Source organism: Jeotgalibacillus terrae (assembly GCF_016908195.1).
Classification (GTDB): domain Bacteria; phylum Bacillota; class Bacilli; order Bacillales; family Jeotgalibacillaceae; genus Jeotgalibacillus; species Jeotgalibacillus terrae.
This window is the reverse complement of sequence record NZ_JAFBDK010000001.1, coordinates 167948-193385: the sequence shown is the minus strand read 5'-3', so window position 1 is coordinate 193385 and position 25438 is coordinate 167948. Positions and strand designations below refer to the sequence as shown.

Genomic DNA, 25438 nt, shown 5'->3' with positions numbered 1-25438 from the left:
AGGAGAGAATACGTATGATAAAAAAAATATTAATTGCTAATAGAGGAGAAATTGCAGTACGTGTAATCCGTGCCTGCAAAGAGCTCAATATCGAAACAGTCGCTGTATATTCTGAAGCTGATAAAGAAGCTTTACATGTTCAACTGGCTGATGAAGCAGTGTGTATCGGACCTAAACTGTCTAAAGACAGTTATCTTAACTTTACAAATGTAATATCTGCTGCAAAATTGACTGGTGCAGATGCTATTCATCCCGGTTACGGTTTTTTAGCAGAGAATGTGGATTTTGCTGAATTATGCAGAGACTGTAATGTTACTTTCATTGGCCCAAGTCCTGAAGCAATATCAAAAATGGGTACAAAAGATGTAGCGCGTGAAACAATGAGAGCTGCCGGTGTGCCGGTTGTTCCAGGTTCAAAAGGTATTATTTCTTCACCGGAGGACGGGCTGAAGCTTGCTGATGAGATGGGATACCCGGTTATCATCAAAGCGACTGCCGGTGGAGGCGGAAAAGGAATCCGTGTTGCACACGATCAAGCAGACCTTGAAAAAGGGATTAAAGCGACTCAAAGGGAAGCTGAAGCTGCTTTTGGCAATCCAGGTGTGTACATAGAAAAATTCATTGAAGATTTCCGTCACGTTGAAATTCAGGTAATGGCAGATACACACGGAAATACGATTCACCTGGGCGAACGTGACTGTTCAATTCAAAGAAGGCTCCAGAAATTACTTGAAGAAACACCTTCTCCAGCACTTGATCAAAAGGTTCGTGAACGTATGGGGGACGCAGCAGTTAAAGCCGCAGAAGCCGTAGGTTACACAGGTGCCGGGACAGTTGAATTCATTTATGACCATAATGAAAAATCATTTTATTTTATGGAAATGAATACAAGAATTCAGGTAGAGCATCCTGTTACTGAAATGGTTACAGGAGTAGACCTGATCAAAGAACAGATCAAAGTTGCTTCAGGAGAAAAGCTGAGCCTTACACAGGATGAAGTCACATTCTCAGGATGGTCGATGGAATGCAGAATTAATGCCGAAAACCCTGAGAAAAACTTTATGCCGTCTGCCGGAAAGATTACAATGTATCTTCCACCAGGCGGTCCGGGTGTCAGAATTGACTCAGCCGCATACACAGGTTATGAGATTCCGCCATATTATGATTCTATGATTGCCAAAGTCATTACTTACGGAGCTACACGTGATGAGGCGATTGCCAAGATGAGACGTGCATTATCTGAATTTGTGATTGAAGGCGTTCATACAACGATTCCATTCCATTTAAGATTATTAAGCCACGATGTTTTTAAGGGTGGAGACTTTAACACAAAATTTTTAGAGAAGTATGATATCATGTCAAAAAAGGCTTAAGTAAGAGGGGGATCATATGACTGCTGAAAATGAAAATAACCTGTTGCAAATGAGCAGCATTGAACAAAACCAGCTGGGAAAAGTTGAAATTGCTCCCGAGGTGATTGAAGTCATTGCCGGGATCGCTGCCTCAGAAGTCGATGGTATCGCACAAATGAGGGGCAACTTCGCTTCCGGTGTAGCCGAGAGACTTGGCAAAAAAAATCATGGCAAAGGCATCAAAGTAGAGCTTGCAGACGAAGGGATTGTACTTGATGTGTATTGTACTGTTAAGTTCGGTACCGCGATCCCAGAGGTTGCTCAGAAACTGCAGGACAATATCCGCCAGACGCTAATGAATATGACAGCACTTGAAGCTGATGAAGTGAATATCCATGTTGTTGGTATTCAGTTTGATTCAGCTAAAACTGAAGAAGAAGATAAAGAGCAAAACTGAATATGATGAACACTAAAAAATGCCGCTCATATCAGCGGCATTTTTTAGTGTTCGCTGTGACAAGTTTAACAAAGCCTGCATGTAAAAAGGAATGTAACTGAAAGCGCATACTGACCATGAATTTTCAAAAACTGCTCATGTTCAGTTAGTAGGAAGCTCACTTTTATGCTATGATCTTTTTATGACATGGATATTATGTAATTAGAGAAGGAGTTAAACCTGAAATGAAAAGAAGAACGGCCAGAGAGAAAGCGCTGCAGGCACTATTTCAAATGGAAATGAATGAAATGGAGCCGGAAACAGCGATCGAAAATATTCTGGAGGGCGAAAAAAATGATGATTATTTAACTGATCTGGTTAGTGGCGTACATGACCACTTAACAGAAATTGATCAGATTATACAAAATCATCTTGAAAAATGGAAAATCGAGCGCCTTGCAAGAGTAGACCGCAACATTCTGAGAGTTGCATTGTATGAATTATTATATAAAAAAGAAGATGTTCCTTCTAGCGTAGTACTGAATGAAGCGGTTGAAATATCAAAGCGTTTCGGTGATGAAAAATCAAGTAAATTCGTGAATGGAGTTCTTTCAAAAGCAGTGTCTAACCTTCATTCACGTGATTGAATCACGGGAGGAAGTCTTGAATGTCAGCAGAAATAATTGATGGTAAAAAAATTGCACAATCAATGAGAGAACAGCTTAAAGAAAGAATTACAAACCTGCAGGGTGTCACTCCGGGGCTTGCGGTTGTGCTGATTGGAGATAACCAGGCTTCACAAACTTATGTTTCAATGAAACAAAAAGCCTGCGAAAATCTAGGTATTTATTCCAGACTGATCAGGATGGCTGAATCCGTTGCAGAGTCAGAACTTCTCAGTACAATTAATGAACTGAATGAAGATCCATCTATACATGGAATTCTTGTTCAATTGCCACTGCCGGCCCATATTGATGAAACCTCAGTCATTGAAGCGATTACTCCTTCAAAGGACGTCGACGGTTTTCATCCGATCAATGTTGGACGATTACAGACTGGTGGGGAAGCTTTCTATCCCTGTACACCTAATGGAATTATGAAAATGTTTGAATTTCAGGGTATAGATTTAACCGGAAAACATGCAGTTGTAGTAGGAAGAAGTAACATTGTCGGGAAACCGATGGGACAGCTTTTACTTAAAGAAAGTGCAACAGTAACCTATTGCCATTCGAAAACTGCAGATTTGACGGCACATACAAAGCAGGCTGACATTGTTGTTGCTGCTGCCGGTATTCATAATCTGATCACGGCTGAGCATATTAAAGAAGGTGCTGTTGTGATCGATGTTGGAATGAATCGTGACAGTGAAGGGAAGTTGTGTGGTGATGCCGACTATGATTCCTGCAAAGCAAAGGCTTCAGCGATTACACCTGTACCCGGCGGCGTCGGTCCTATGACGATTACGATGCTGCTATTTAATACAGTTGAATCAGCTGAGCGGTTTTCTAAGGTAAAATAAAGCTTCAGCTGAGCGGTTCCGGTCATTTTAATCGGAACCGCTTTTGCTTATTTGGGAGTGTTCATATGTCTGAATTAAGATATTTAACAGTCAGCGCGCTGACTAAATACATAAAAAGAAAATTCGATGCAGATCCGCATCTCTCAAATGTTTTAATAAAAGGAGAAATTTCCAATTTAAAGCAGCCGGGAAGCGGACACTTTTACTTTACACTGAAGGATCAAAAAACAAGAATCAGTGCAGTCATGTTTTCCTCTTCTGCCGGTTCACTTAAGTTTCAGCCTGAAAACGGGATGGAGGTTCTCCTTAGTGCGGATGTTTCAGTATTTGAAGCCAGTGGCCAATACCAGCTGTACGTAAAAAAAATGGAGCCGGATGGTGTAGGGGCATTATATCTTGCCTATGAGCAGTTAAAAGAAAAGCTTTCTAAGGAAGGGCTGTTTGATCAAAATAAAAAAAGAAGTCTGCCGGCTTTTCCTGAGCATATTGGTGTGATCACATCAGCTACAGGTGCAGTCATAAAAGATATTATGACAACAGCACAGCGCAGATATCCAATTGCATCAATCCGTCTATATCCCTGCTCTGTCCAGGGGGAAAAGGCTGTCCCTTCCATATTAGCCTCTTTAAAAGCGGCAGGAGAAGATAAGCTGCTAGACGTCTTAATTATCGGGCGTGGCGGAGGGTCTATTGAAGAATTATGGGCTTTTAATGATGAACAGGTTGCACGCGAAATCGCTGCTTTTCCTGTCCCTGTTATATCAGCAGTGGGGCATGAAACTGATGTAACAATAGCAGATTTTGCTGCTGATCTGCGGGCACCTACCCCAACAGCAGCTGCTGAAATGGCCGTTCCACACATTGAGGAAGTTCGTGAACGTATCATGAGACTTGAAGTGAGGTCGCATCGCGCTGTTAATCAGCTGATTGAATTTCAAAAGCAGAAACTGAAACAGAACACTGATTCAATGGTCTTTAAAAAGCCGGGGAAGTTAGTTGAGCCCCATGCCCAGTATCTCGACAGACTTGATGAAAAACTGAATAGAGAAGGTTTAGCTATCATTCAGCAAGCTTCAATAAAAAGAGAGCGGCTTCAGGAAAGACTGTTCAGACTGAATCCCTCAAGTCAGATCGAAAGCAAAAAAAATAAGCTTTACCGTCTTACCGAAAGACTGGAAAATACAACATCAAAAAAAGTAAATATGAACAAGCAGAGATTTATTCAGGCCTCTGCATCGTTAGAAGCTTTAAGCCCTTTGAAAATAATGAATCGCGGCTATTCACTTATTTATGACGACTCAAATGAGCTCATTAAAACTGGCGAGCAGGTAAAGCCAGGAGATAAGATAACAGTATCAATGCAAACTGCAGATCTACACTGTACAGTGAATCAGAAGATGGAGCGTGAAACTGATGGAAAAGAATAACCAGTACTCTTTTGAAGAAGCGATGGAACAACTTGAAAATATTGTGAATAAGCTCGAAGAAGGTGATGTGCCGCTTGAGCAGGCAATTGATTACTATAAAAAAGGAGTAGAACTTTCAAAGATGTGTCATGACAAACTGCAAAGTGCCGAAAAACAAATCGCGGTTATGATGACAGAACGCGGTGAAACCCCTATTGATCCTGAGGAGCTGTCTGAATGAGTGCACTTGAACAATTCAGTCATACTTATAGACAAAAAGTTGAAGCCGAACTGAATGAAGCCATTCAATCTTTGAAGACACCTGAAAGTCTAAAGGAATCAATGCTTTATTCAATCAGCGCAGGAGGTAAAAGAATACGGCCTTTATTGATGCTCGCAGTCATTGATACATTCAGTGAGCATACGGATAGAGGATTGAAAGCTGCTGCAGCACTTGAAATGATTCATACATATTCTCTGATTCATGATGATCTTCCGAGTATGGATGATGATGATCTAAGAAGAGGCATGCCTACGAATCATAAAGTATATGGTGAAGCAGTTGCGATTCTTGCAGGTGATGCCCTTTTAACTAAAAGCTTTGAATTGATTGCTGACTCCCCGGTAGATGACCGTTCGAAAGTAAGGCTGATCTCTATGCTTGCAAAAGCTGCAGGTGCTGAAGGAATGGTAGGCGGACAGATCGCTGACATTGAAGGGGAAAATATGGCACTTACACTTGAAGAGCTTGAATATGTCCACCGCAGAAAAACCGGCAGGCTATTGGAATTTGCTGCTGCAGCAGGCGGACTGATCAGCGGGTTAAATGATGAAAAGCTGAATCAGCTGAGAGCGTTCGCTGAACATATAGGCCTCGCTTTTCAGATCAGGGATGACATACTCGATGTAGAAGGTGAAGAATCAGAAATCGGCAAACCGGTAGGCAGTGATGAGGGGCGCCAAAAAAGTACTTATCCTGCGATTTTAGGGATGAGCGAAGCGAAAGAAAAGCTTGAATATCATCTCCGTCAGGCCCGGATGATTTTAACAAACCTTCATCCTGAACCCCAGATCCTGCTCGACCTTACTAATCTAATCGGCAATCGAAAAAACTGAGTGTCTGACAAGACAGCGGAAAAATGAATATGTTATACTTCCCGTAAATGGGTGGTGCAGTATTCTAGTCAGTCCGCCGATTCCGAAGGTGGGCCTAAAAATCCACTAAAGGGCATATCGATGAAGTTCCTGGTTTCGGCTTGAGGCGCCCAGCCTTGGGCTGTTTCTGGGAGTAAGGTTTGCGGGCGATCCACAATGGCATGTGGGCGATGACCCGCTTACCGCGGAGGCTTTCATTTTCAGCTGGCATAAAGCATATGCAGGAGAATGATTGTATGAACCTGCGGAAGTGATGACAATCAGCCGCAGCGTAGCCTGCCTTGAGTGGAAGATGAGGGGATTATGGTTACAGGGAACACATTAGTTGGCCATTAATATGTTCTTTTCAGCCCATATGAAAGCACTTCTGCAAAAGAGGATAAGGAATCAGGAGCAGGGCTGCCGGGGAAATCCCCTAGACTGTATGTATCCGTGTTCAGGGGATTAGAGTGCGGACTAAGTGGCAATCCAGTCCGGCAGTGGGAAACCCTGTCGAATTCGATATAATGGGAAACCCCCAGTATGGCAACAGCTGGTATTGAATTGGGAAAACCTACTGGACCTAAGCCGTAATGTTAACCTTGAGCGCGACCACCCTTTATTTTTGATTGGTGTGATGATTTTGAAAAACTTTTTACATAAATCAATAAAGTGGAGTGTTACAATAGCCGTTATCACAGGTGTGTTAGCGGCTATTTTTTCACTTTTATCAACAAGTATACTTAATCAGGTAAACTGGACAATCGGTTTATTTGTCGTATTAGTGATTGTGATTATCGGCGTATTTTTTGATATGCTCGGAATCGCTGCAGCTGCAGGTGAAGAGAAACCATTCCATGCGATGGCAGCCAAAAAGGTATATGGAGCCAGGCATGCAATCAGAATCGTCAGAAACGCAGATCGGTTTGCAAGCTTCTGTAACGATGTGATCGGTGATATTGCCGGCATCATCAGCGGAGCCGCAGCTGCAATTGTTATTATCCAGCTCGCAAATGAATTGCAATTAGGCGAAGGATCACTTATTGAAAGCTCGATTAATATCGGTCTGACAAGCCTGATTGCTGCTTTAACTGTAGGCGGAAAAGCAATGGGCAAGTCACTGGCGATCACGTTTTCCAGAGATATCATATTCAGGGTGGGAAAAACCCTACAATTTCTTGAGGAAAAACTCAACATTGTTATAATTAAAGATACTAAGAAAACGAAATAGAATTCATTCAGGCAATACCGGATCTTTTGCGCTGCAATTGACCGTTATCGCCATATAAGGAAAGTGAGTGATCCGGGTGGATATGAATCACATTAAAGATCCTGGTTTTTTAAAGACACTTAATAAAGAAGAATTGATTGGACTCAGTGAAGAGATCCGTACATTTTTAATTGAAAAGCTATCAGCAACAGGTGGACATATCGGGCCAAACCTCGGTGTGGTAGAACTGACGCTTGCGCTGCACAAGCATTTTGACAGTCCGACAGATAAGTTTTTATGGGACGTAGGGCACCAGTCTTACGTTCACAAAATATTGACAGGCAGGGCAGATCAGTTTGACACGCTCAGACAGTATAAAGGTCTCTGCGGTTTTCCGAAAATGATTGAAAGTGAACATGATGTATGGGAAACCGGTCACAGCTCAACTTCACTCTCTGCTGCAATGGGAATGGCGATTGCGCGTGATATTAAAGGTGATAGTAATTATGTCGTACCAATCATCGGCGACGGCGCTTTAACAGGCGGAATGGCATTAGAAGCATTAAATCATATCGGTCATGAGAAAAAAGATATGATTGTGGTGTTAAATGACAATGAGATGTCAATCGCACCGAATGTCGGCGCGCTTCACAGTGTGCTTGGACGTATGAGAACAGCAGGGAAGTATAATAAAGCTAAAGATGACCTGGAGTACCTGATGAAAAAAGTGCCTGCAGTTGGCGGAAGACTTGCCTCAGCTGCTGAGAGGGTGAAAGACAGCCTCAAATACCTCCTTGTCTCAGGTATGTTCTTTGAAGAACTTGGATTCACTTATCTGGGACCGGTTGATGGACATAATTTCGATGAACTTGATGAAAATATAAAATATGCAAAAAAAACAGAGGGTCCTGTATTACTTCATGTCATCACAAAAAAAGGAAAAGGATTCCATCCTGCTGAAACCGATACAGTAGGTACATGGCATGGGACAGGTCCTTATAAAATTGATACAGGTGATTTAATTAAATCATCTGCTAAAGCACCAGGCTGGAGTGCACTGGTGGCAGAGACAGTCAGAAAAGAAGCAAGAACGGACAGCCGTATTGTAGCTGTAACTCCTGCAATGCCTGTAGGGTCCAAGCTTGAAGGATTTGCCAGTGAGTTTCCTGACCGTATGTTTGATGTGGGAATCGCAGAGCAGCACGCTACAACGTTATCGGCTGGTCTGGCTACGCAAAAAATGAAGCCGTTTCTTGCGATTTATTCAACTTTCCTGCAGAGGGCTTATGATCAGGTGGTACACGATATCTGCCGTCAGAATCTCAATGTTTTTATTGGGGTGGATCGCGCGGGTCTTGTTGGTGCCGATGGTGAAACCCATCAGGGCGTATTCGATGTATCATTTTTAAGAAGTCTGCCAAATATGGTTGTAATGATGCCAAAAGATGAAAATGAAGGACAGCATATGGTCCATACAGCCCTTACCTATGACGACGGGCCGATTGCAATGAGATATCCGAGAGGGAATGGACTTGGCGTTCCGATGGATGATGAACTAAAACAAATTCCTATCGGCAGCTGGGAAGTCATAAAAGAAGGAACAGATGCAGCGATCCTGACTTTTGGCACAACTATTCCAATGGCGCTCGAAGCGGCTGAACAGCTTGAACGTGAAGGTGTTTCAGTGAAAGTAGTAAATGCCCGATTTATTAAACCGCTTGATGAAGCAATGCTGAAAGATTTATTATCAGTCAATATGCCGATCCTGACAATTGAAGAAGCTATTCTTCAGGGAGGATTTGGCAGTGCAGTGCTGGAGTTTGCACATGATCATCAATTTACATCATCAATTAAACGGATGGGAATTCCGGATAAATTTATTGAACATGGAAATGTTGATCAGCTGTTAGAGGAAATTGACCTGACCGCTGAACAGGCTGTAAAAGTAATCCGTTCCATTGTGCCAATGAAGGAGAAAAGAGCCTGAGCATGAAAATAAAAAAGCAAAGAGTTGATATACTGCTTGTCGATCAGGGACTTGCAGAAACACGTGAAAAAGCAAAGAGAGCAATTATGGCGGGTCTGGTTTTCCATAATGAAACCAGACTTGATAAGCCAGGGGAGAAAATTCCGGAAGATGCAGAACTGACGATGAAGGGAAAAGTCATGCCCTATGTCAGCAGAGGCGGATTGAAGCTTGAAAAAGCACTGAAAGAGTTTCACATTGACATTAATGAGAAATGCATGATTGATGTAGGTTCTTCAACAGGCGGTTTCACTGACTGTGCGCTGCAAAATGGTGCTGTTAAATCATATGCGGTGGATGTAGGGTATAACCAGCTTGCCTGGAAACTGAGGCAGGATCCGCGTGTAGTGGTCATGGAGAGAACGAACTTCAGATACCTTAAGCCTGATAATCTCACAGAAGGTATCCCGGATTTTGCTTCAATCGATGTATCATTCATTTCGTTAAGAATTATCCTGCCTGTGCTTAAAACACTTTTAAAACCTGGCAGTGATGTACTGGCACTTGTAAAGCCACAGTTTGAAGCCGGTAGAGACCAGGTCGGAAAAAAAGGCATCGTCAGAGATCCTAAAGTTCATCATGAAGTGGTAAAGAAAATATCTGATTTTGCAGTTAATGAAGGATATGAGGTGCTTGCAGGCTCATATTCCCCTATAACAGGTGGAGATGGAAATATTGAATTTCTATTGCACCTGAAAACAACAGAAAAAGAAACTGGAATGATCGCTCCGGAATTAAATCTGGAACAGATTGTAAAGGAAGCACATGCCAATTTCAAAAAAGCTAAAGCAGAGAACAGCCACTAGGCTGCTCTCTCTTTTTTTGCAGTTGATACATGCTATGGACGTGAGTGTACAAATTGGATCATCTACGGTAAGATAACTGTATATTAGAGCATAAATATTCATACAGATGGAGTGAAATTATGATAAATAAAGGGCAAAGGCATATAAAAATCAGGGAAATTATTGTAAACAATGATATTGAAACACAGGACGAGCTTGTAGATGAATTGAAAAATGCTGGTTTTCCGGTAACGCAGGCAACAATCTCAAGAGATATCAAAGAGCTCCATCTTGTGAAAGTGCCTTTACATGATGGAAGGTACAAATATTCCCTGCCGGCTGACCAGAGGTTTAACCCTTTACAGAAATTGAAAAGAACTTTGACAGATGCGTTTGTCCGTATAGATGGTGCGGGGCATTTACTTGTGATGAAAACATTGCCTGGTAATGCAAATGCAATTGGTGCATTAATAGATAACCTGGACTGGGATGAGATTCTCGGCACGATTTGCGGGGATGATACGTGTTTAATTATTTGCAGAACGGAAGATGAAGCAGGCATTATTTCAAAACGCTTTATCGATATGCTGTAATCAGGGGTGATATTGTTTGTTACAGGACTTATCAATACGTAATTTTGCTATCATAGATGAATTATTTTTACCGCTTGAAGACGGTCTCACTGTTTTAACAGGCGAAACCGGTGCAGGAAAATCCATTATCATAGATGCTGTTCAGCTTTTAGTTGGGGCAAGAGGGTCTGCTGAATTTGTCAGGCATGGTGAGAAAAAAGCTGAAATTGAAGGCGTATTTTCAGCTCCTGAGGGGCATCCGGTACACGTGAAATGTGAAGAATTTGGTATTGACCTTGAAGATGAAATGGTTTTACTCAAAAGAGATATTTCCTCTTCAGGAAAAAGTACGTGCAGAATTAATGGGAAGCTTGTGACAATCTCAATTTTGAGAGAAGTCGGAAGTGCTTTAATTGATATTCACGGTCAGCATGAGAGTCAGGAATTAATGGATGAGTCAGCCCATGTTCATTTACTTGATCAGTTTGGCGGTAAAGAAATTAATGAAGCAAAAACAAATTATCAGGAAGTATACAGCAAATATGATGAGCTGAGAAAACAGATCCGATCGCTTTCAGAAAACGATCAGCAAATGGCTCATCGGCTTGATCTGATCCAGTTTCAGTATAAGGAAATTGAAGAAGCTGATCTTTCTTTAAATGAAGATGAAGAATTAATGGAAGAAAAAATCCGTCTGTCTAATTTTGAAAAGCTGTATGAATCTCTGCAGACTGCTTATGATGCGCTTCAGGGAGAACAGCGCGGTTTAGACTGGACAGGCCTCGCTATGTCGAACATCGAGCATGCTGCAGATATTGACAGTGAGTTAAAATCAATCAGTGATACTGTCAGCAGCCAGTTTTACCTTCTTGAGGATTCAGCAAGAGAGATCAGGCAGCATCTAGACAGTCTGGAATTTGATCCCGAAAGGCTGCAGATCATTGAAGACAGACTAAATGAAATCAACCAGCTCAAAAGAAAGTATGGCTCTTCAATTGAAGAAATCATGGAATACTTTTCAAAGATTGAAGAAGAAATTGAAGCCATTACAAATAAAGATTCTTCACTAGAGGAATTAAAATATAGAATGGAATCTGTTAAGAAAGACCTGAATGTTGAAGCAGAAAACTTAACTGCCGTCAGAAAAAAATGGGCAGATATCCTGACTGAAGCAATCCATGGTGAACTGAAGGCATTGTACATGGATAAAGCCGTATTTAATGTGCATTTTGCTGATGTTTTACCTGACCGTTACAAGCCTGATGGGACTGATGACATTGAATTTTACATTTCAACCAATCCCGGTGAGCCGTTAAAACCATTGATTAAAGTCGCTTCCGGCGGTGAAATTTCAAGAATGATGCTTGCTCTTAAGACAATTTTCTCGCAGCATCAAGGCATTACTTCCATTATTTTTGATGAAGTTGATACCGGCGTAAGCGGAAGAGTAGCACAGGCCATTGCAGAGAAAATATATTCGATTTCTTCTCATTCACAGGTGTTATGTATTTCACATCTTCCTCAGGTTGCAGCGATTAGTGACCGCCATTTATTTATTTCTAAAGAAGTTAAAAATGACCGGACTCATACAAGTGTACTGCCTCTTGATAAAGAAGACAGGGTGAAAGAAATCAGCAGAATGATTTCAGGCGTTGAGATTACTGATTTAACAATCAGTCATGCAGAGGAGCTGATTAACTTAGCTCACACAATTAAGAAGTCAGCTGTGTAAAAGCTATCCATTAACGGATAGCTTTTTTCATTTAAGTACGTGATATTTTTCGTACATTCGCCCACATTATTAATACAACGGAAAGGAGGCGAGTATATGATCAGAAGGCTGATTCTTGTCATAGTGATGGTGTGGATCATACCTGCAGAGCCTGGTACTGCAGCAGAACTGATACCCGGGGGGCAATCTATAGGGATTGTGCTTGAAACCGATGGCGTATTAGTGACAGGGTTTTATTCTACAGAAAATAACAGCTCACCATCTAAAAGCGCAGGAATTAAAATAGGTGACAGAATCAGCAGTGTAAATGGTATACGTGTTCGTACGGCAGATGAACTCAATAAAGTGGTTCATTCAATTAACAAGCAGGAAACAGTCAGCTTAGAAGTCATCCGTGATCATCAAACCCTGACAAAACAAGTACAGTTGATGAAAAGTGAAAATGGCCAGAACCAGCTCGGATTTTTTGCGAAGCATGAAATTTATGGTGTCGGAACACTGACTTTTATTAATCCTGACACGCTTCAATTCGGTGCATTGGGTCATGTAGTGTCAGAGCAGCATACAAAACTGCCGGTTGAGATGAAATCCGGTCATATTAAAGAAGCTGAAGTGAAAGATATCCAAAAAAGCAGAGCAGGCAGTCCCGGTGGAAAAATTGCATATTTTGATGATAAAACTAGGATGCTCGGTGACATAAAAAAGAATGCATCAAGCGGGATATTCGGTGAACTTTTCAAGAGCACAAGTGCACTCAGGAATCAAAAAACAATCAGTACAGCTGAAAGAGCTGACGTTCAAAAAGGAGCAGCAGAGATTTTGACAGTTGTCAGCGGTCATGAGATAGAATCATTTGAGATAGAAATTCTCGAAACTGAAACTGATCTTCCGACTGGAGGTAAAGGATTAAAAATCCGTTTATCCGACCCGGAATTGCTTGAAAGAACAGGCGGTATTATTCAAGGGATGAGTGGAAGCCCCATTATTCAGAAAAACCGTCTTGTAGGAGCAGTTTCTCATGTGCTGATTCATCAGCCAAATGAAGGCTACGCTTTATATATAGAGGATATGTTACATGAACAGGCTTCTTAGCCTGTTTTTTTGTCTGTCTTCTTTTGTGATTACAAAAGTTCCGTGATAAACTGTTTATAAATTCGACATTATGTCAGTTATTGTTGAAATATATCGAAAAGCAGAGTAAAAGTGAGCTTTCGAAAGAAAACTTGTTAATTTATAAAAAAAGTCTTAAAATAAAAAGGGGATGTATTCAACTTGTCGAATACATTAAGTGAGAAATCATGATGGGGAGGAATATGAGTGGAGAAGATGAAGGTTTGCATTATCGATGATAATCGGGAATTGGTGTCAACACTTGAAACGTTTATTAACAACCAGCCGGATATGGAGGTAGTAGGTACAGCATTTAATGGACGGGAATTTCTTGATATGGTGGAAGAAATTTCAGTAGATGTTTGTCTGCTTGATATTATTATGCCTCATATTGATGGGCTGAATGCGCTGGAGAAAATGAAAGAGCTTGAACTCGAAAAAAATCCCCATGTGATTATGCTGACTGCATTCGGCCAGGAAGATGTCACAACGAAAGCACTCGAACTCGGTGCTTCATACTTTATTTTAAAGCCTTTTGATATGGAAAACCTGCTCCAGGTGATTCGTCAGGTACTTGGTAAAAAAGATCGGCCATTAATGAATGGACCAAAAAAAGAAAAAAATAAAAAACCAAATCTGGATGCAAGTATCACCAGTGTGATCCATGAAATAGGTGTACCGGCACACATAAAAGGGTACATGTATTTAAGAGAAGCGATCTCAATGGTTTATCATGATATTGAGCTGCTTGGGTCCATTACAAAAATTCTTTATCCTGATATTGCTAAGAAATTTAATACAACTTCTTCCCGCGTTGAGAGAGCGATTCGTCATGCAATAGAGGTTGCATGGAATCGTGGTAATGTAGATGCGATCACAAATATGTTTGGCTATACGGTTTCTGCAGCGAGGTCAAAACCGACAAATAGTGAGTTTATTGCGATGGTTGCTGATAAGCTGAGACTTGAACATAAAGCAAGCTGAAAACAACAGACTGAAGCGCCGGTAACTGCACTGGCGTTTTTTTCATACATATAATGAGAGGTGATTGCTGTGTCGCACATATTCGCCCACCGTGGCAGTTCCGGTACATACCCGGAAAATACTATGCTTGCTTTCAAAAAGGCTGAGAAAACCGGTTGTTACGGTTTGGAGTTCGATGTTCATATGACAAAGGACCTTGAAGTTGTCGTCATTCATGATGAAACTGTTAATCGCACCACAAATGGGAGAGGGGCAGTTAAAGACATGACCCTGGAAGAGTTAAAAAAGCTTTCTATTAAAAGCGGCTGGCTCAGGAAAGAGAAGATCCCATCACTTGATGACGTACTCGAATGGGCACAGGGAAATGAGATGATCATTAATATTGAATTAAAAAATGATAAAGTGTTTTACAAAGGGCTTGAAGAATTAGTTGTGCAAAAAGTTGCAAAATATCAGCTGGAAGGTCGTATTATATATTCAACGTTTAACCATGAAAGTGTGAAAATACTCAAAAAGATTACGACATGTGAGGTTGCTGCACTCTATTCAAGAAAAGGTATCAACCCTGTTTTGCTGGCACAATCATTAAATGCAGACGCGATCCATGCGAATTACAGAGTCATGACCCCGCAGTTGATGAGAGACTGTCAGCGTCATGGGATACCTGTGAGGTTGTATACGTTAAATAGGCCTCCGCTTATTCAAAAGTGGATGAATGAAGGACTCAGTGGTGTGATAACCGATTATCCGGATCTCGCTCAGAAATTTAAAGATAAAAAGGAGTAAAAGCAAATCATGCTTTTACTCCTTTTTTTTAATAAATCGCTGCTGTACCTTATTCTTCTTACGGTCTCTGTGCAGAAGAAATCCGCCAATAAAACTTAAGCCTGCTAGAAACATTAAAAGTCCCAAAAAGAACTGCAGTGCAAGGGAAGGCATCCAGGAAGCCTGTATGCCAAAAAACATATCCCTCATCAATTTAATACCGTAAGCAGCAATAACACCCGGTATCAGCAGGATAATAAGTGCAATAATTCGTGCCATAACTAAACTCCTTATATCAATCATTATGTACAAACTATGCGATGTATAAAAATCATTGTCAAGGAAAAGGCTTTCATGTACAATGTAAGAGGTTGCAAGATATTGCGTGAACATAAGGGAAGGATGAAATATATTGCAAAAAGTGCTGATAGTCGGAGCTGGGCGTGGAGGTGTCGCCCTGCTGCAAGTGATGGCTGAAAGTGATGCTTTTCAAGTGTATGCAGTTGTCGATCACGATCCGCAAGCGCCGGGTCTGATATTGGCACAATCTATGGGCATTCAGACAGGCCAACACTGGGAAAAGTTTTTAAGCATCGAAACAGATATCATAATTGATGTAACTGGGGATGAAGAAACTTTTAATCATTTGAGAGAAGCCAGATCTAAAAGGACAGTATTAATACCAGGAAGTGTAGCTTCACTTATTTTTCAACTGTTGACAGAAAAAGAATCGCTTATTTCACATTTAGAACATGATTCTTACATACGGGAACTTGCAATGAATTCCACACATGACGGCATGATCGGAATTGATTGTGATCACAGAATTATCTTATTTAATGACCGGGCTGCTGACATGATTGGCATTGAAAAAAAGAAAGCACTTCACCAGTCTATCTATCAGGTTGTGCCTCTCAGCGGTCTGCCAAGAATTATTGAAACCGGCAGAGCTGAAAACAATCAGGAGCTCATGCTCGATAATGGAACTAAAGTCGTAACTACAAGAATCCCGATGGTAAATGAATCGGGCGATATTATAGGTGCATTTGCAGTTTTTAAAGACATTACTGAAGTCGTTAACCTGGCTGAAGAGATGACGAATCTGAAAGAAATTCAAACGATGCTAGAGGCGATCATCCAGTCAAGTGATGATGCAATCTCAGTTGTTGATGAGCAGGGTCGCGGTATTATGATCAACCGTGCATATACGAGGTTAACCGGGCTTACAGAAGCTGAAGTGATTAACCAGCCGGCAGAAGCAGATATTTCTGAAGGTGAAAGTATGCATATGAAGGTACTTAAAACCAGACGTGCAGTCCGCGGTGTCAAAATGGTTGTCGGACCAAATAAAAAAGAAGTGGCTGTTAACGTAGCTCCGATCATCGTGAATGGGCAATTAAAAGGAAGCGTTGGTGTCATACATGATTTGTCAGAAATACATCAGTTGACGAGTGAGCTAGACAGGGCCAGAAGGATTATCCGGTCACTTGAAGCAAAATATACGTTTGAAGATATTTTAGGCAGTTCTGATGAAATGATGCTCGTTACTGAACAGGCAAAAGTTGCTTCCAAGACCGGGACCACCGTTCTTTTAAGAGGAGAACAGGGAAGCGGGAAAGAACTTTTTGCTAATGCGATCCACAACGGAAGTGACCGGAAGTATAACTCATTTATCAGAGTGAACTGCGGCAGTATGCCATCAGTATTCCTGCAGGAGACGCTTTTTGGCAACGGCTCCTCACCAGGGGTATTCGAGAAAGCGGGAGATGGAACTGTTTTTCTTGATGAGATTGGAGAACTGAGTCTTGATGCACAGGAAATGATTCTTAAAGCACTCAAAACAAAGAATCTCCCTGCAAACAATGGCAACTCATCAAAGAAGTTACATGCAAGGGTGATCACGGCTTCCCATATTAATCTGGAGCGGGCAATCGCAAAAGGTAAGTTTATGGAAGAGCTCTACTATTATTTATCAAGGCTGACGCTTCAGCTGCCTGCACTCAGAACGCATAAGGAAGATATTCCTGCCATCTGTGAAAGGTTAATTTTGAAGCTGAATCAATCATTTGGCAGAACGGTAAGAGGAATTTCAGAATCAGCGCTTGATCAGTTAATCCATCATGACTGGCCCGGAAATGTACGGGAGCTTGAAAATGTATTAAGCAGAGCAATGATATTTATGGATCCTAAAGAAGAACTGATTGAGCATAAGCACTTAATACCACTTCAGACCGAGCAGTCGTTTAAGCGGGAGATGAATGGGCCACTGGCAGAACAGCTGGAAAACGTTGAAAAAGAAATTATAGAACAGACCTTAAGAAAGCATAGCGGCAATAAAACAGCAACAGCAAAGGAACTTGATATTTCAATCCGGAATTTATATTACAAAATTGAGAAATACCAGGTTGAAATTGAAAGGAGTGGATAGATTGATACGTTTTGAAGATATTTTCAGAAAAGCTGAATCGGCTGCGGGAGCAACGGTAGCTGTTGCAGCTGCAGAAGACCAGGAAGTACTGAAAGCGGTGGAGATGGCGATTGAAAAAAAGCTGGGCCGTTTCATACTGGTTGGTGATAAACAGTCCATTAACGCTATAATCAGACAATCATTTCCCGCTCTTGATCAGCACGAGGCAATAGAATTTCATCATACAGAACATAGCCAGGCTGCACTTGAGGCTGTAAAGCTCGTTAGTTCAGGACGCGCAGGTGTGCTGATGAAAGGGCATGTCGAAACGTCTGTTTTATTAAAAGCAGTGTTGAATAAAGAAGTAGGGCTCAGAACAGGAAGCGTTCTTTCACACGTTGCTTTATTCGAAGTTCCTTCTATTGGAAGAAGTATCTTTGTCACTGATGCTGCAATGAATATTGCACCTGATCTGAATCAGAAAGTGCAAATCGTTAACAATGCGGTAAAAATTGCACACGGGACAGGTCTTAAAAACCCTTCAGTCGCACCACTTGCAGCTGTAGAGACGATTAACCCTGCTATGCAGGCAACACTTGATGCTGCAGCGTTAACGCAAATGAACAGAAGGGGACAGATAAAAGGCTGTCTCATTGATGGTCCACTTGCACTTGATAATGCAGTTTCAGAGACAGCAGCCGCTCATAAAGGGATTACAGGTCCTGCAGCAGGAAATGCAGATATTCTGCTCGTCCCATCAATAGAATCAGGCAATATTTTATATAAGTCTTTAATGTATTTTGGTAACAGTAAAGTAGGAGCAGTCATTTCCGGTGCCAAAGCGCCGATTGTTCTGACATCAAGAGCTGATACAGCTGAAAGCAAGCTCTATTCATTAGCACTTGCGATTTGTACATCATATTAATTAGGGGGAAATTACGATGGAACTATTTACTTATATGGAGCAATACGATTATGAGCAGCTGGTATTCTGCCAGGACAAAAATTCAGGTTTGAAAGCAATTATCGCCATTCATGATACAACGCTTGGACCTGCATTGGGCGGTACGAGAATGTGGACTTACGATTCAGAAGAAGCAGCTATTGAGGATGCGCTTCGCCTGGCAAAAGGAATGACCTATAAAAACGCAGCAGCAGGACTGAATCTGGGCGGCGGTAAAACAGTTATCATCGGAGATCCTCTTAAAGATAAAAATGATGAGATGTTCCGTGCGTTCGGCCGTTATATCCAGGGTCTTGCAGGCCGCTATATTACAGCTGAAGATGTAGGAACGACAGTGAAGGACATGGATCTGATCCATGAAGAAACTGACTACGTCACAGGTATTTCACCTGCATTCGGCTCATCCGGTAACCCTTCACCTGTAACAGCTTATGGCGTATATCGCGGCATTAAAGCTGCAGCGAAGGAAGCTTACGGCAGCGATTCACTTGAAGGTAAAACAATTGCCGTTCAGGGAGTAGGGAATGTAGCCTTCACACTTTGCCGTCACTTACATGAAGAAGGAGCAAACCTGATTGTAACAGATATTAACAAAGAATCTGTTCAGCGTGCTGTTGAGGAGTTTGGTGCAAAGGCTGTTGAACCAAACGAAATTTACGGCGTGGAATGTGATATCTTTGCACCTTGTGCTCTTGGCGCGATTATTAACGACCAAACGCTTGAAGTCCTAAAAGCCGATGTGATCGCAGGGGCAGCTAATAACCAGTTAAGAGAAACAAAGCACGGAGATATTCTTCATGAGCGTGGCATTGTTTATGCACCTGATTATGTTATTAATGCAGGTGGAGTAATCAATGTAGCTGATGAATTATACGGCTATAACCGTGAACGTGCGATGAAAAATGTAGAAAAAGTTTATGATAACGTAGCGCGTGTTTTTGAGATTGCAAAGCGTGACGGGGTGCCTAGCTACCTTGCTGCTGATCGAATGGCAGAAGAGCGTATTGCGAGTATGGCGAAATCAAGAAGTCAATTTCTTCGCAGTGAACACAATATTTTAAGCAGAAGATAATTTTTGAATAAACTGATGCACCTGCAAAGCGGGTGCATTGGTCTGTAGGTTGGAGGGAATAACGTGCAGGATCAACAATACCGTATATTAGTAATCAATCCAGGATCCACATCTACAAAAATAGGGATCTTTGACAATGAAACTGCCATTTTGGAAAAAACAATTCGCCATGAAACTGCTGAGATTGATCAATTCGAAAAAATTATTGACCAGTATCAGTTCAGAAAAAAAACAATTCTTGAAGCACTTGATGAAGAAGGAATGAATGTCTCCAAACTCAATGCTGTATGTGGCCGCGGGGGTCTCCTAAGACCGATCGAAGGGGGTACTTACAGCGTAAATGATGCAATGCTTAAAGATCTGAGACAGGGGTACTCCGGTCAGCATGCATCAAATCTTGGCGGCATTATTGCGTTTGAGATTGCTGAAGGGCTGAATATTCCTTCGTTTATCGTGGATCCTGTTGTAGTAGATGAACTGTCAGATACTGCAAGGGTTTCAGGATTTTCATTAATTGAACGAAAAAGTATTTTTCATGCGCTGAATCAAAAAGCAGTTGCCCGCCGTGTAGCAAAAGAAATCGGTAAGCCATACAGTGAATCGACCTTTATCGTGACACACATGGGCGGAGGTATTACTGTAGGTGTTCATCAAAATGGACGGGTGATTGATGTGAATAACGGACTGCACGGGGATGGGCCATTCAGTCCGGAGCGGGCAGGTACCGTACCGGCTGGAGACCTTGTTGAGTTATGTTTTTCAGGAAATTATTATAGAGAAGAAATTATGAAAATGCTTGTTGGCCAGGGGGGTCTTGTAGGCTATCTGGGGACCAATGATGCAGTGAAAGTTGAGCAGATGATTCAAAAAGGGGACGCAAAAGCAAAACAGGTCTATGATGCAATGGCCTATCAGGTAGCGAAGGAAATCGGTGCTGCCGCTGCAGCTGTCAGCGGAAAGGCTGATGCGATTATCCTGACTGGTGGACTTGCGTATGGAAAAGAGTTTGTTGAACTGATCAGTAATCGCGTTGACTGGATTGCTGATGTGATTGTTCAGCCTGGCGAAAATGAACTGCAGGCACTCGCGGAGGGTGCCCTCAGAGTATTGCGTAATGAAGAATCTGCAAAAATATATTCAGCGAACTAGGAGGAATCATCATGGCAGAAGAATATGATCTCGTCATTATCGGTGGCGGTACTGGCGGGTACGTAGCTGCAATCAGAGCTTCACAGCTTGGATTGAAAACAGCGATCGTAGAAAAAGGTAAGATAGGTGGTACGTGTCTTCATAGAGGCTGTATTCCAAGTAAAGCCCTTTTGAGAAGCGCTGAAGTATTCGCAACAGCAAAGAATGCAGAAGAATTCGGAGTTGAGATCAGCGAAGCCGTTTTAAACTTTACGAAAGTACAGCAAAGAAAACAGGCCATTGTAGACCAGCTCCATAAAGGTGTACAGCATCTGATGAAGCAGGGGAAAATAGATGTATTTGATGGATTTGGAAGAATTCTCGGACCATCTATCTTCTCTCCAATGCCCGGCACGGTTTCAGTGGAAATGACTGACGGTACAGAAAATGAAATGCTCATACCGAAAAATGTGATTGTTGCAACCGGCTCTAGACCACGGTCTCTGCCAGGCCTTGAAATTGACGGTAAGCATATTCTGAGCTCTGATGAAACGTTAGAGCTTGAAGAGCTTCCAAAGTCTATCATTATCGTAGGCGGAGGTGTAATCGGTATCGAGTGGGCTTCAATGTTAAATGACTTTGGTGTTGAAGTAACAGTGCTTGAGTACGCAGACCGTATTATTCCTACTGAAGACAGCGACGTGTCTAAAGAAATGGAAAAGCTTCTGAAGAAAAAAGGAATTACAATTGTTACTTCAGCTAAAGTGGATGCTGAAAGTGCCTCTACTGGAGATGAAGTGTCCATCTCAGCTGAAGTAAAAGGTGAAACGATTACCTATACGGCTGAAAAGATTCTTGTTTCCGTTGGCCGCAGCGCAAATACTGAAGGTATTGGACTTGAAAACACTGATATTCAGGTGGAAAACGGATTTATTAAAGTGAATAACAAGCTACAAACAAAAGAATCTCATATCTATGCGATCGGTGACGTGATCGGCGGGCTGCAGCTGGCTCATGTGGCGTCACACGAAGGGATTCATGCCGTCGAACATATTGCAAATATGGAAGTTGAACCGATCGATTACAGCCTTGTCTCAAAATGTATTTATTCAAGTCCTGAGGCTGCAAGTGTAGGTCTGACTGAACAGCAGGCGAAAGATGAAGGCTTTGATGTGAAAGTTGGTAAATTTCCGTTTAAAGCAATTGGAAAAGCACTTGTATTCGGAAAGTCAGATGGCTTTGTGAAAATTATTGCTGATAAAGCTTCAAATGATATCTTAGGCGTCCATATGATCGGACCGCATGTAACGGATATGATTTCTGAAGCAGGTCTTGCGAAAGTACTTGACGCTACACCTTGGGAAGTCGGACAGACGATTCACCCGCACCCTACGCTGAGTGAAGCGATCGGTGAAGCAGCACTCGCAGTTGATGGAAAAGCAATTCATTCTTAATGCAGGAGGCGAAAGTAAAATGTCAAATTCACGTCACGAAGAATTAGGTCTGACAAATGAAGATGTTTTGAAAATATATGAAACGATGTTAATGGCAAGACGAATCGACGAACGTATGTGGCTATTGAACCGTTCAGGTAAAATTCCATTTGTTATTTCATGTCAGGGTCAGGAAGCTGCACAGGTTGGAGCAGCCTACGCACTTGATACAGAAAAAGATTATGCTCTTCCTTACTATAGAGATATGGGGGTTGTGCTTCATTTTGGTATGACTGCCCGTGAACTGATGCTATCAGGTTTTGCAAAAGCAGAAGACCCTAACTCAGGCGGACGTCAGATGCCTGGACATTTCGGTCACAAAGCAAAGCGGATCGTAACCGGATCATCACCTGTAACAACTCAGGTCCCGCATGCTGTTGGACTTGCTCTTGCAGGTAAAATGGAGAAAAAAGATCTTGTCACTTTTGTTACTTTTGGTGAAGGATCTTCAAACCAGGGAGATTTCCATGAAGGTGCAAACTTTGCAGGGGTACATAAATTGCCCGTTATCTTCATGTGTGAAAACAATAAGTATGCAATCTCTGTACCGATCGAAAAACAGCTTGCATGTGAAAACGTATCAGACCGTGCGATTGGGTATGGTATGCCGGGTATTACAGTAGATGGTAATGATCCGCTTGAAGTTTACAAAGCTGTTAAAGAAGCAGCCGACAGAGGACGCCGTGGTGAAGGCCCAACATTAGTAGAAACGGTCTCTTACCGTCTGACTGCGCACTCGTCTGATGATGATGACCGTGCATACCGTTCTCCTGATGAAGTGGCAAAAGCGAAATCTCTTGATCCGATCATTACGTTTGGTGCTTACCTGAAAGAGAATGGTGTCATGAATGATGAGCTCGAAAAAGAAATCAACGACCGGATTATGAAAGAAGTAAATGAAGCGACTGATTACGCTGAAAAAGCACCTTATGCAGATGCTGAGTCAGCTTTAAAATACGTATACGCAGAACAAGAATAAAGGAGGATAAACCGATGCCGGTAATGTCATATATTGACGCTGTTACATTAGCAATGAAAGAAGAAATGGAACGGGACGAGCGCGTGTTTGTCCTTGGTGAAGATGTTGGGAAAAAAGGTGGCGTATTCAAAGCAACGAATGGATTATACGACCAGTTCGGTGAAGATCGTGTCATTGATACACCTCTTGCAGAATCTGCCATCGCAGGTGTTGGAATCGGAGCTGCTATGTACGGGATGCGTCCGATTGCCGAAATGCAATTTGCAGACTTTATTATGCCTGCTGTGAACCAGATTATCTCAGAAGCAGCAAAAATCCGTTACCGTTCCAATAACGACTGGAGCTGTCCAATGGTGATCAGAGCGCCTTATGGAGGCGGTGTACACGGTGCGCTGTATCATTCTCAATCTGTTGAAGCGGTATTTGCAAACCAGCCCGGGCTGAAAATTGTTATGCCTTCAACACCACATGATGTAAAAGGTCTGCTGAAAGCCGCGATCCGTGATGACGATCCGGTTATGTTCTTTGAGCACAAGCGTGCCTACCGTCTGATTAAGGGTGAAGTGCCGGATGAAGATTATACTATTGAAATCGGCAAAGCAGACGTGAAACGTGAAGGCGAAGATATTACAGTGATTACTTACGGATTATGCGTACACTTTGCCCTGCAGGCTGCAGAACGCCTGGCTGAAGATGGCTACAGCGTACACGTGCTTGACCTTCGTACCATCTATCCTTTAGATAAAGAAGCGATCATTGAAGCTGCTTCAAAAACTGGCAAGGTACTATTGTTAACTGAAGATACAAAAGAGGGAAGCATTATGGGAGAAGTATCTGCCATTATCGCTGAAAACTGCCTCTTTGACCTTGACGCACCAATTATGCGACTTGCAGGACCTGATGTACCCGCAATGCCATATGCACCTACAATGGAGAAATTCTTTATGGTGAACCCTGATAAAGTAGAAAAAGCAATGAAAGAACTTGCTGAATACTAATCACCTCTGTTAAGACTTTTAGCAGAGCACAATAAAAAGGAGGCTATTTCCTTGGGTATTGAAAAAATGACGATGCCTCAGCTTGGTGAATCTGTTACTGAGGGTACGATTGAAAAATGGCTCGTGCAGCCGGGAGATTCTGTTAATAAATATGATCCGATTGCTGAAGTGAATACAGATAAGGTCAATGCAGAAGTGCCGTCTTCATTTACAGGCGTTATTAAAGAGCTGATCGCAAATGAAGGTGACACACTTGAGGTCGGAGAAGTAATCTGCTCAATCGAAGTAGAAGGCGGATCTGCAGAGGAACCTGCTGAAAAGAAAGAAGAGAAATCTGAAGCGCCGGTTTCAAATGAGAAAAAGTCAGCATCTGACACTAAAAAACCTCAAACGAAACAGACTGGTACAAGGTTCTCACCTGCAGTGATGAAAATGTCACAGGAGCACGGTATTGACCTGTCACTTGTTGAAGGCTCAGGTAAAGAAGGGCGCATTACAAGAAAAGATCTTCAAAAAATCATTGATTCAGGGGAGATTCCAACTGCAGACCAAAAGCCGGCTGAACCTGCACCTGAACAGAAGCCTGCAGCCCAGGCGGCACCGAAGCCTGCTGCACCGAAGCAGGATATCCAATCTGCACCTGGAGATATTGAAATCCCAGTAACAGGTGTAAGAAAAGCGATTGCTGCCAACATGCTGAAAAGTAAGCATGAAGCACCTCATGCATGGACAATGATGGAAGTGGATGTAACAAACCTTGTTCAATACCGCGACTCAATCAAAGGTGAGTTCAAGCAAAAAGAAGGATTCAATATTACTTATTTCGCATTCTTTGTTAAAGCAGTAGCGCAGGCACTAAAAGAATTCCCTCAGATGAATTCAATGTGGGCCGGGGATAAAATCATTCAGAAAAAAGATATTAATATCTCTATCGCAGTTGCTACAGACGATGCGTTATTTGTACCAGTTATTAAGCATGCAGATGAAAAAACAATCAAAGGAATCGGCCGTGAAATTAATGAGCTTGCAGGAAAAGTACGTGCAGGAAAGTTGAAGTCCGAAGAGATGCAGGGCGGGACATTTACAGTAAATAATACCGGCTCATTCGGTTCTGTACAGTCTATGGGTATTATCAATCACCCGCAGGCAGCAATTTTACAGGTTGAATCAATTGTGAAAAGGCCTGTAGTGATGAATAATGGCATGATCGCTGTGCGCGACATGGTTAACCTTTGTCTTTCACTTGACCACCGCGTACTTGATGGTCTTGTGTGCGGGAGGTTCTTGCAGCGCGTAAAAGAAATCTTAGAGAATACATCTGAAAATACTACTGTATATTAATTAGCTCAGGCCGCCAGTTTATACT

At 42.1% G+C, this 25438-nt stretch carries 24 protein-coding genes; 23 read left to right on the top strand and 1 reads right to left on the bottom strand.

Annotated elements, in window-relative coordinates; translation table 11 throughout:
* Positions 1 to 14 precede the first annotated feature (14 nt).
* From accC to JOD21_RS00960, 15 genes are all read left to right on the top strand, one after another.
* Positions 15 to 1373 (top strand): acetyl-CoA carboxylase biotin carboxylase subunit, encoded by a 1359-nt coding sequence (accC, locus tag JOD21_RS01030; protein ID WP_204727795.1) that lies wholly within the window; start codon positions 15 to 17, stop codon positions 1371 to 1373.
* Positions 1374 to 1389: 16 nt separating this feature from the next.
* Positions 1390 to 1809 (top strand): Asp23/Gls24 family envelope stress response protein, encoded by a 420-nt coding sequence (locus JOD21_RS01025; protein WP_204727794.1) that lies wholly within the window; start codon positions 1390 to 1392, stop codon positions 1807 to 1809.
* Positions 1810 to 2033: 224 nt separating this feature from the next.
* On the top strand, positions 2034 to 2435 hold the full coding sequence (gene nusB / locus JOD21_RS01020; RefSeq protein WP_204727793.1) for a transcription antitermination factor NusB: 402 nt from the start codon (positions 2034 to 2036) through the stop codon (positions 2433 to 2435).
* A 20-nt stretch (positions 2436 to 2455) separates the two neighbouring features.
* Positions 2456 to 3307 carry a bifunctional methylenetetrahydrofolate dehydrogenase/methenyltetrahydrofolate cyclohydrolase FolD gene (gene folD, locus JOD21_RS01015; RefSeq protein WP_204727792.1) on the top strand — a complete coding sequence of 284 codons (852 nt, stop codon included), beginning with the start codon at positions 2456 to 2458 and terminating at the stop codon, positions 3305 to 3307.
* 65 nt (positions 3308 to 3372) lie between these two features.
* Positions 3373 to 4734 (top strand): exodeoxyribonuclease VII large subunit, encoded by a 1362-nt coding sequence (xseA, locus tag JOD21_RS01010; protein ID WP_204727791.1) that lies wholly within the window; start codon positions 3373 to 3375, stop codon positions 4732 to 4734.
* Positions 4721 to 4954, top strand: a complete 234-nt coding sequence (gene xseB, locus JOD21_RS01005) for an exodeoxyribonuclease VII small subunit (protein WP_204727790.1) — start codon at positions 4721 to 4723, stop codon at positions 4952 to 4954. The genes xseA and xseB overlap by 14 nt, the downstream gene beginning before the upstream one ends.
* Positions 4951 to 5829 carry a polyprenyl synthetase family protein gene (locus JOD21_RS01000; protein ID WP_204727789.1) on the top strand — a complete coding sequence of 293 codons (879 nt, stop codon included), beginning with the start codon at positions 4951 to 4953 and terminating at the stop codon, positions 5827 to 5829. Before xseB ends, JOD21_RS01000 begins: the two co-directional genes overlap by 4 nt.
* A 655-nt stretch (positions 5830 to 6484) precedes the next feature.
* Positions 6485 to 7078, top strand: a complete 594-nt coding sequence (locus JOD21_RS00995) for a hypothetical protein (RefSeq protein ID WP_380269858.1) — start codon at positions 6485 to 6487, stop codon at positions 7076 to 7078.
* 76 nt (positions 7079 to 7154) lie between these two features.
* The gene (dxs, locus tag JOD21_RS00990) at positions 7155 to 9044 is read left to right on the top strand and encodes a 1-deoxy-D-xylulose-5-phosphate synthase (RefSeq protein WP_204727787.1); all 1890 of its coding nucleotides are present in this window, start codon (positions 7155 to 7157) and stop codon (positions 9042 to 9044) included.
* A 2-nt stretch (positions 9045 to 9046) separates the two neighbouring features.
* Positions 9047 to 9889 (top strand): TlyA family RNA methyltransferase, encoded by an 843-nt coding sequence (locus JOD21_RS00985; RefSeq protein WP_204727786.1) that lies wholly within the window; start codon positions 9047 to 9049, stop codon positions 9887 to 9889.
* Positions 9890 to 10011: 122 nt separating this feature from the next.
* Positions 10012 to 10461, top strand: a complete 450-nt coding sequence (ahrC, locus tag JOD21_RS00980; RefSeq protein ID WP_041122826.1) for a transcriptional regulator AhrC/ArgR — start codon at positions 10012 to 10014, stop codon at positions 10459 to 10461.
* 16 nt (positions 10462 to 10477) lie between these two features.
* Positions 10478 to 12172, top strand: coding sequence for a DNA repair protein RecN (gene recN / locus JOD21_RS00975; protein WP_204727785.1), 1695 nt, complete (start codon positions 10478 to 10480; stop codon positions 12170 to 12172).
* Positions 12173 to 12268: 96 nt separating this feature from the next.
* Positions 12269 to 13264: a SpoIVB peptidase gene (gene spoIVB, locus JOD21_RS00970; protein WP_204727784.1), complete on the top strand. Its 996-nt coding sequence runs from the start codon at positions 12269 to 12271 to the stop codon at positions 13262 to 13264.
* A 225-nt stretch (positions 13265 to 13489) separates the two neighbouring features.
* Positions 13490 to 14266 carry a sporulation transcription factor Spo0A gene (gene spo0A, locus JOD21_RS00965; RefSeq protein WP_204727783.1) on the top strand — a complete coding sequence of 259 codons (777 nt, stop codon included), beginning with the start codon at positions 13490 to 13492 and terminating at the stop codon, positions 14264 to 14266.
* A 69-nt stretch (positions 14267 to 14335) separates the two neighbouring features.
* Positions 14336 to 15052: a glycerophosphodiester phosphodiesterase family protein gene (locus JOD21_RS00960; RefSeq protein ID WP_204727782.1), complete on the top strand. Its 717-nt coding sequence runs from the start codon at positions 14336 to 14338 to the stop codon at positions 15050 to 15052.
* A 15-nt stretch (positions 15053 to 15067) separates the two neighbouring features.
* On the opposite strand, the gene JOD21_RS00955 is transcribed toward JOD21_RS00960, so the two are convergent.
* On the bottom strand, positions 15068 to 15310 hold the full coding sequence (locus JOD21_RS00955; RefSeq protein ID WP_204727781.1) for a DUF2627 domain-containing protein: 243 nt from the start codon (positions 15308 to 15310) through the stop codon (positions 15068 to 15070).
* A 133-nt stretch (positions 15311 to 15443) separates the two neighbouring features.
* Between JOD21_RS00955 and JOD21_RS00950 the strand changes: the two genes are divergently transcribed.
* The 8 genes from JOD21_RS00950 to JOD21_RS00915 all read left to right on the top strand — a co-directional run bounded on the left by JOD21_RS00950 (position 15444) and on the right by JOD21_RS00915 (position 25413).
* Complete coding sequence (locus JOD21_RS00950; RefSeq protein WP_204727780.1) at positions 15444 to 17459, top strand: sigma 54-interacting transcriptional regulator; 2016 nt, start codon at positions 15444 to 15446, stop codon at positions 17457 to 17459.
* Positions 17460 to 17463: 4 nt separating this feature from the next.
* Entirely contained in the window at positions 17464 to 18363 is a 900-nt protein-coding gene (gene yqiS, locus JOD21_RS00945) for a phosphate butyryltransferase (RefSeq protein WP_338032854.1), read from the top strand.
* Between the two features lie 16 nt (positions 18364 to 18379).
* On the top strand, positions 18380 to 19474 hold the full coding sequence (bcd, locus tag JOD21_RS00940; protein ID WP_041122792.1) for a branched-chain amino acid dehydrogenase: 1095 nt from the start codon (positions 18380 to 18382) through the stop codon (positions 19472 to 19474).
* A 63-nt stretch (positions 19475 to 19537) separates the two neighbouring features.
* Positions 19538 to 20623, top strand: coding sequence for a butyrate kinase (gene buk / locus JOD21_RS00935; protein WP_204727778.1), 1086 nt, complete (start codon positions 19538 to 19540; stop codon positions 20621 to 20623).
* Between the two features lie 11 nt (positions 20624 to 20634).
* Positions 20635 to 22056: a dihydrolipoyl dehydrogenase gene (lpdA, locus tag JOD21_RS00930; protein ID WP_204727777.1), complete on the top strand. Its 1422-nt coding sequence runs from the start codon at positions 20635 to 20637 to the stop codon at positions 22054 to 22056.
* 19 nt (positions 22057 to 22075) lie between these two features.
* Entirely contained in the window at positions 22076 to 23074 is a 999-nt protein-coding gene (locus JOD21_RS00925; RefSeq protein ID WP_204727776.1) for a thiamine pyrophosphate-dependent dehydrogenase E1 component subunit alpha, read from the top strand.
* A gap of 14 nt (positions 23075 to 23088) precedes the next feature.
* Positions 23089 to 24072 (top strand): alpha-ketoacid dehydrogenase subunit beta, encoded by a 984-nt coding sequence (locus JOD21_RS00920; protein WP_039809574.1) that lies wholly within the window; start codon positions 23089 to 23091, stop codon positions 24070 to 24072.
* Positions 24073 to 24123: 51 nt separating this feature from the next.
* The gene (locus JOD21_RS00915) at positions 24124 to 25413 is read left to right on the top strand and encodes a dihydrolipoamide acetyltransferase family protein (RefSeq protein ID WP_204727775.1); all 1290 of its coding nucleotides are present in this window, start codon (positions 24124 to 24126) and stop codon (positions 25411 to 25413) included.
* The last annotated feature ends 25 nt before the right edge of the window (positions 25414 to 25438 follow it).

Bases quoted from the DNA above. Each gene is read 5' to 3' on its own strand.
- JOD21_RS01025 (WP_204727794.1), top strand. From the start codon at position 1,390: ATGACTGCTGAAAATGAAAATAACCTGTTGCAAATGAGCAGCATTGAA.
- accC (WP_204727795.1), top strand. From the start codon at position 15: ATGATAAAAAAAATATTAATTGCTAATAGAGGAGAAATTGCAGTACGT.
- lpdA (WP_204727777.1), top strand. From the start codon at position 20,635: ATGGCAGAAGAATATGATCTCGTCATTATCGGTGGCGGTACTGGCGGG.
- nusB (WP_204727793.1), top strand. From the start codon at position 2,034: ATGAAAAGAAGAACGGCCAGAGAGAAAGCGCTGCAGGCACTATTTCAA.
- xseB (WP_204727790.1), top strand. From the start codon at position 4,721: ATGGAAAAGAATAACCAGTACTCTTTTGAAGAAGCGATGGAACAACTT.
- JOD21_RS00995 (WP_380269858.1), top strand. From the start codon at position 6,485: ATGATTTTGAAAAACTTTTTACATAAATCAATAAAGTGGAGTGTTACA.
- JOD21_RS00955 (WP_204727781.1), bottom strand. From the start codon at position 15,310: ATGGCACGAATTATTGCACTTATTATCCTGCTGATACCGGGTGTTATT.
- JOD21_RS00985 (WP_204727786.1), top strand. From the start codon at position 9,047: ATGAAAATAAAAAAGCAAAGAGTTGATATACTGCTTGTCGATCAGGGA.
- folD (WP_204727792.1), top strand. From the start codon at position 2,456: ATGTCAGCAGAAATAATTGATGGTAAAAAAATTGCACAATCAATGAGA.
- xseA (WP_204727791.1), top strand. From the start codon at position 3,373: ATGTCTGAATTAAGATATTTAACAGTCAGCGCGCTGACTAAATACATA.
- bcd (WP_041122792.1), top strand. From the start codon at position 18,380: ATGGAACTATTTACTTATATGGAGCAATACGATTATGAGCAGCTGGTA.
- JOD21_RS01000 (WP_204727789.1), top strand. From the start codon at position 4,951: ATGAGTGCACTTGAACAATTCAGTCATACTTATAGACAAAAAGTTGAA.
- spoIVB (WP_204727784.1), top strand. From the start codon at position 12,269: ATGATCAGAAGGCTGATTCTTGTCATAGTGATGGTGTGGATCATACCT.
- JOD21_RS00925 (WP_204727776.1), top strand. From the start codon at position 22,076: ATGTCAAATTCACGTCACGAAGAATTAGGTCTGACAAATGAAGATGTT.
- JOD21_RS00920 (WP_039809574.1), top strand. From the start codon at position 23,089: ATGCCGGTAATGTCATATATTGACGCTGTTACATTAGCAATGAAAGAA.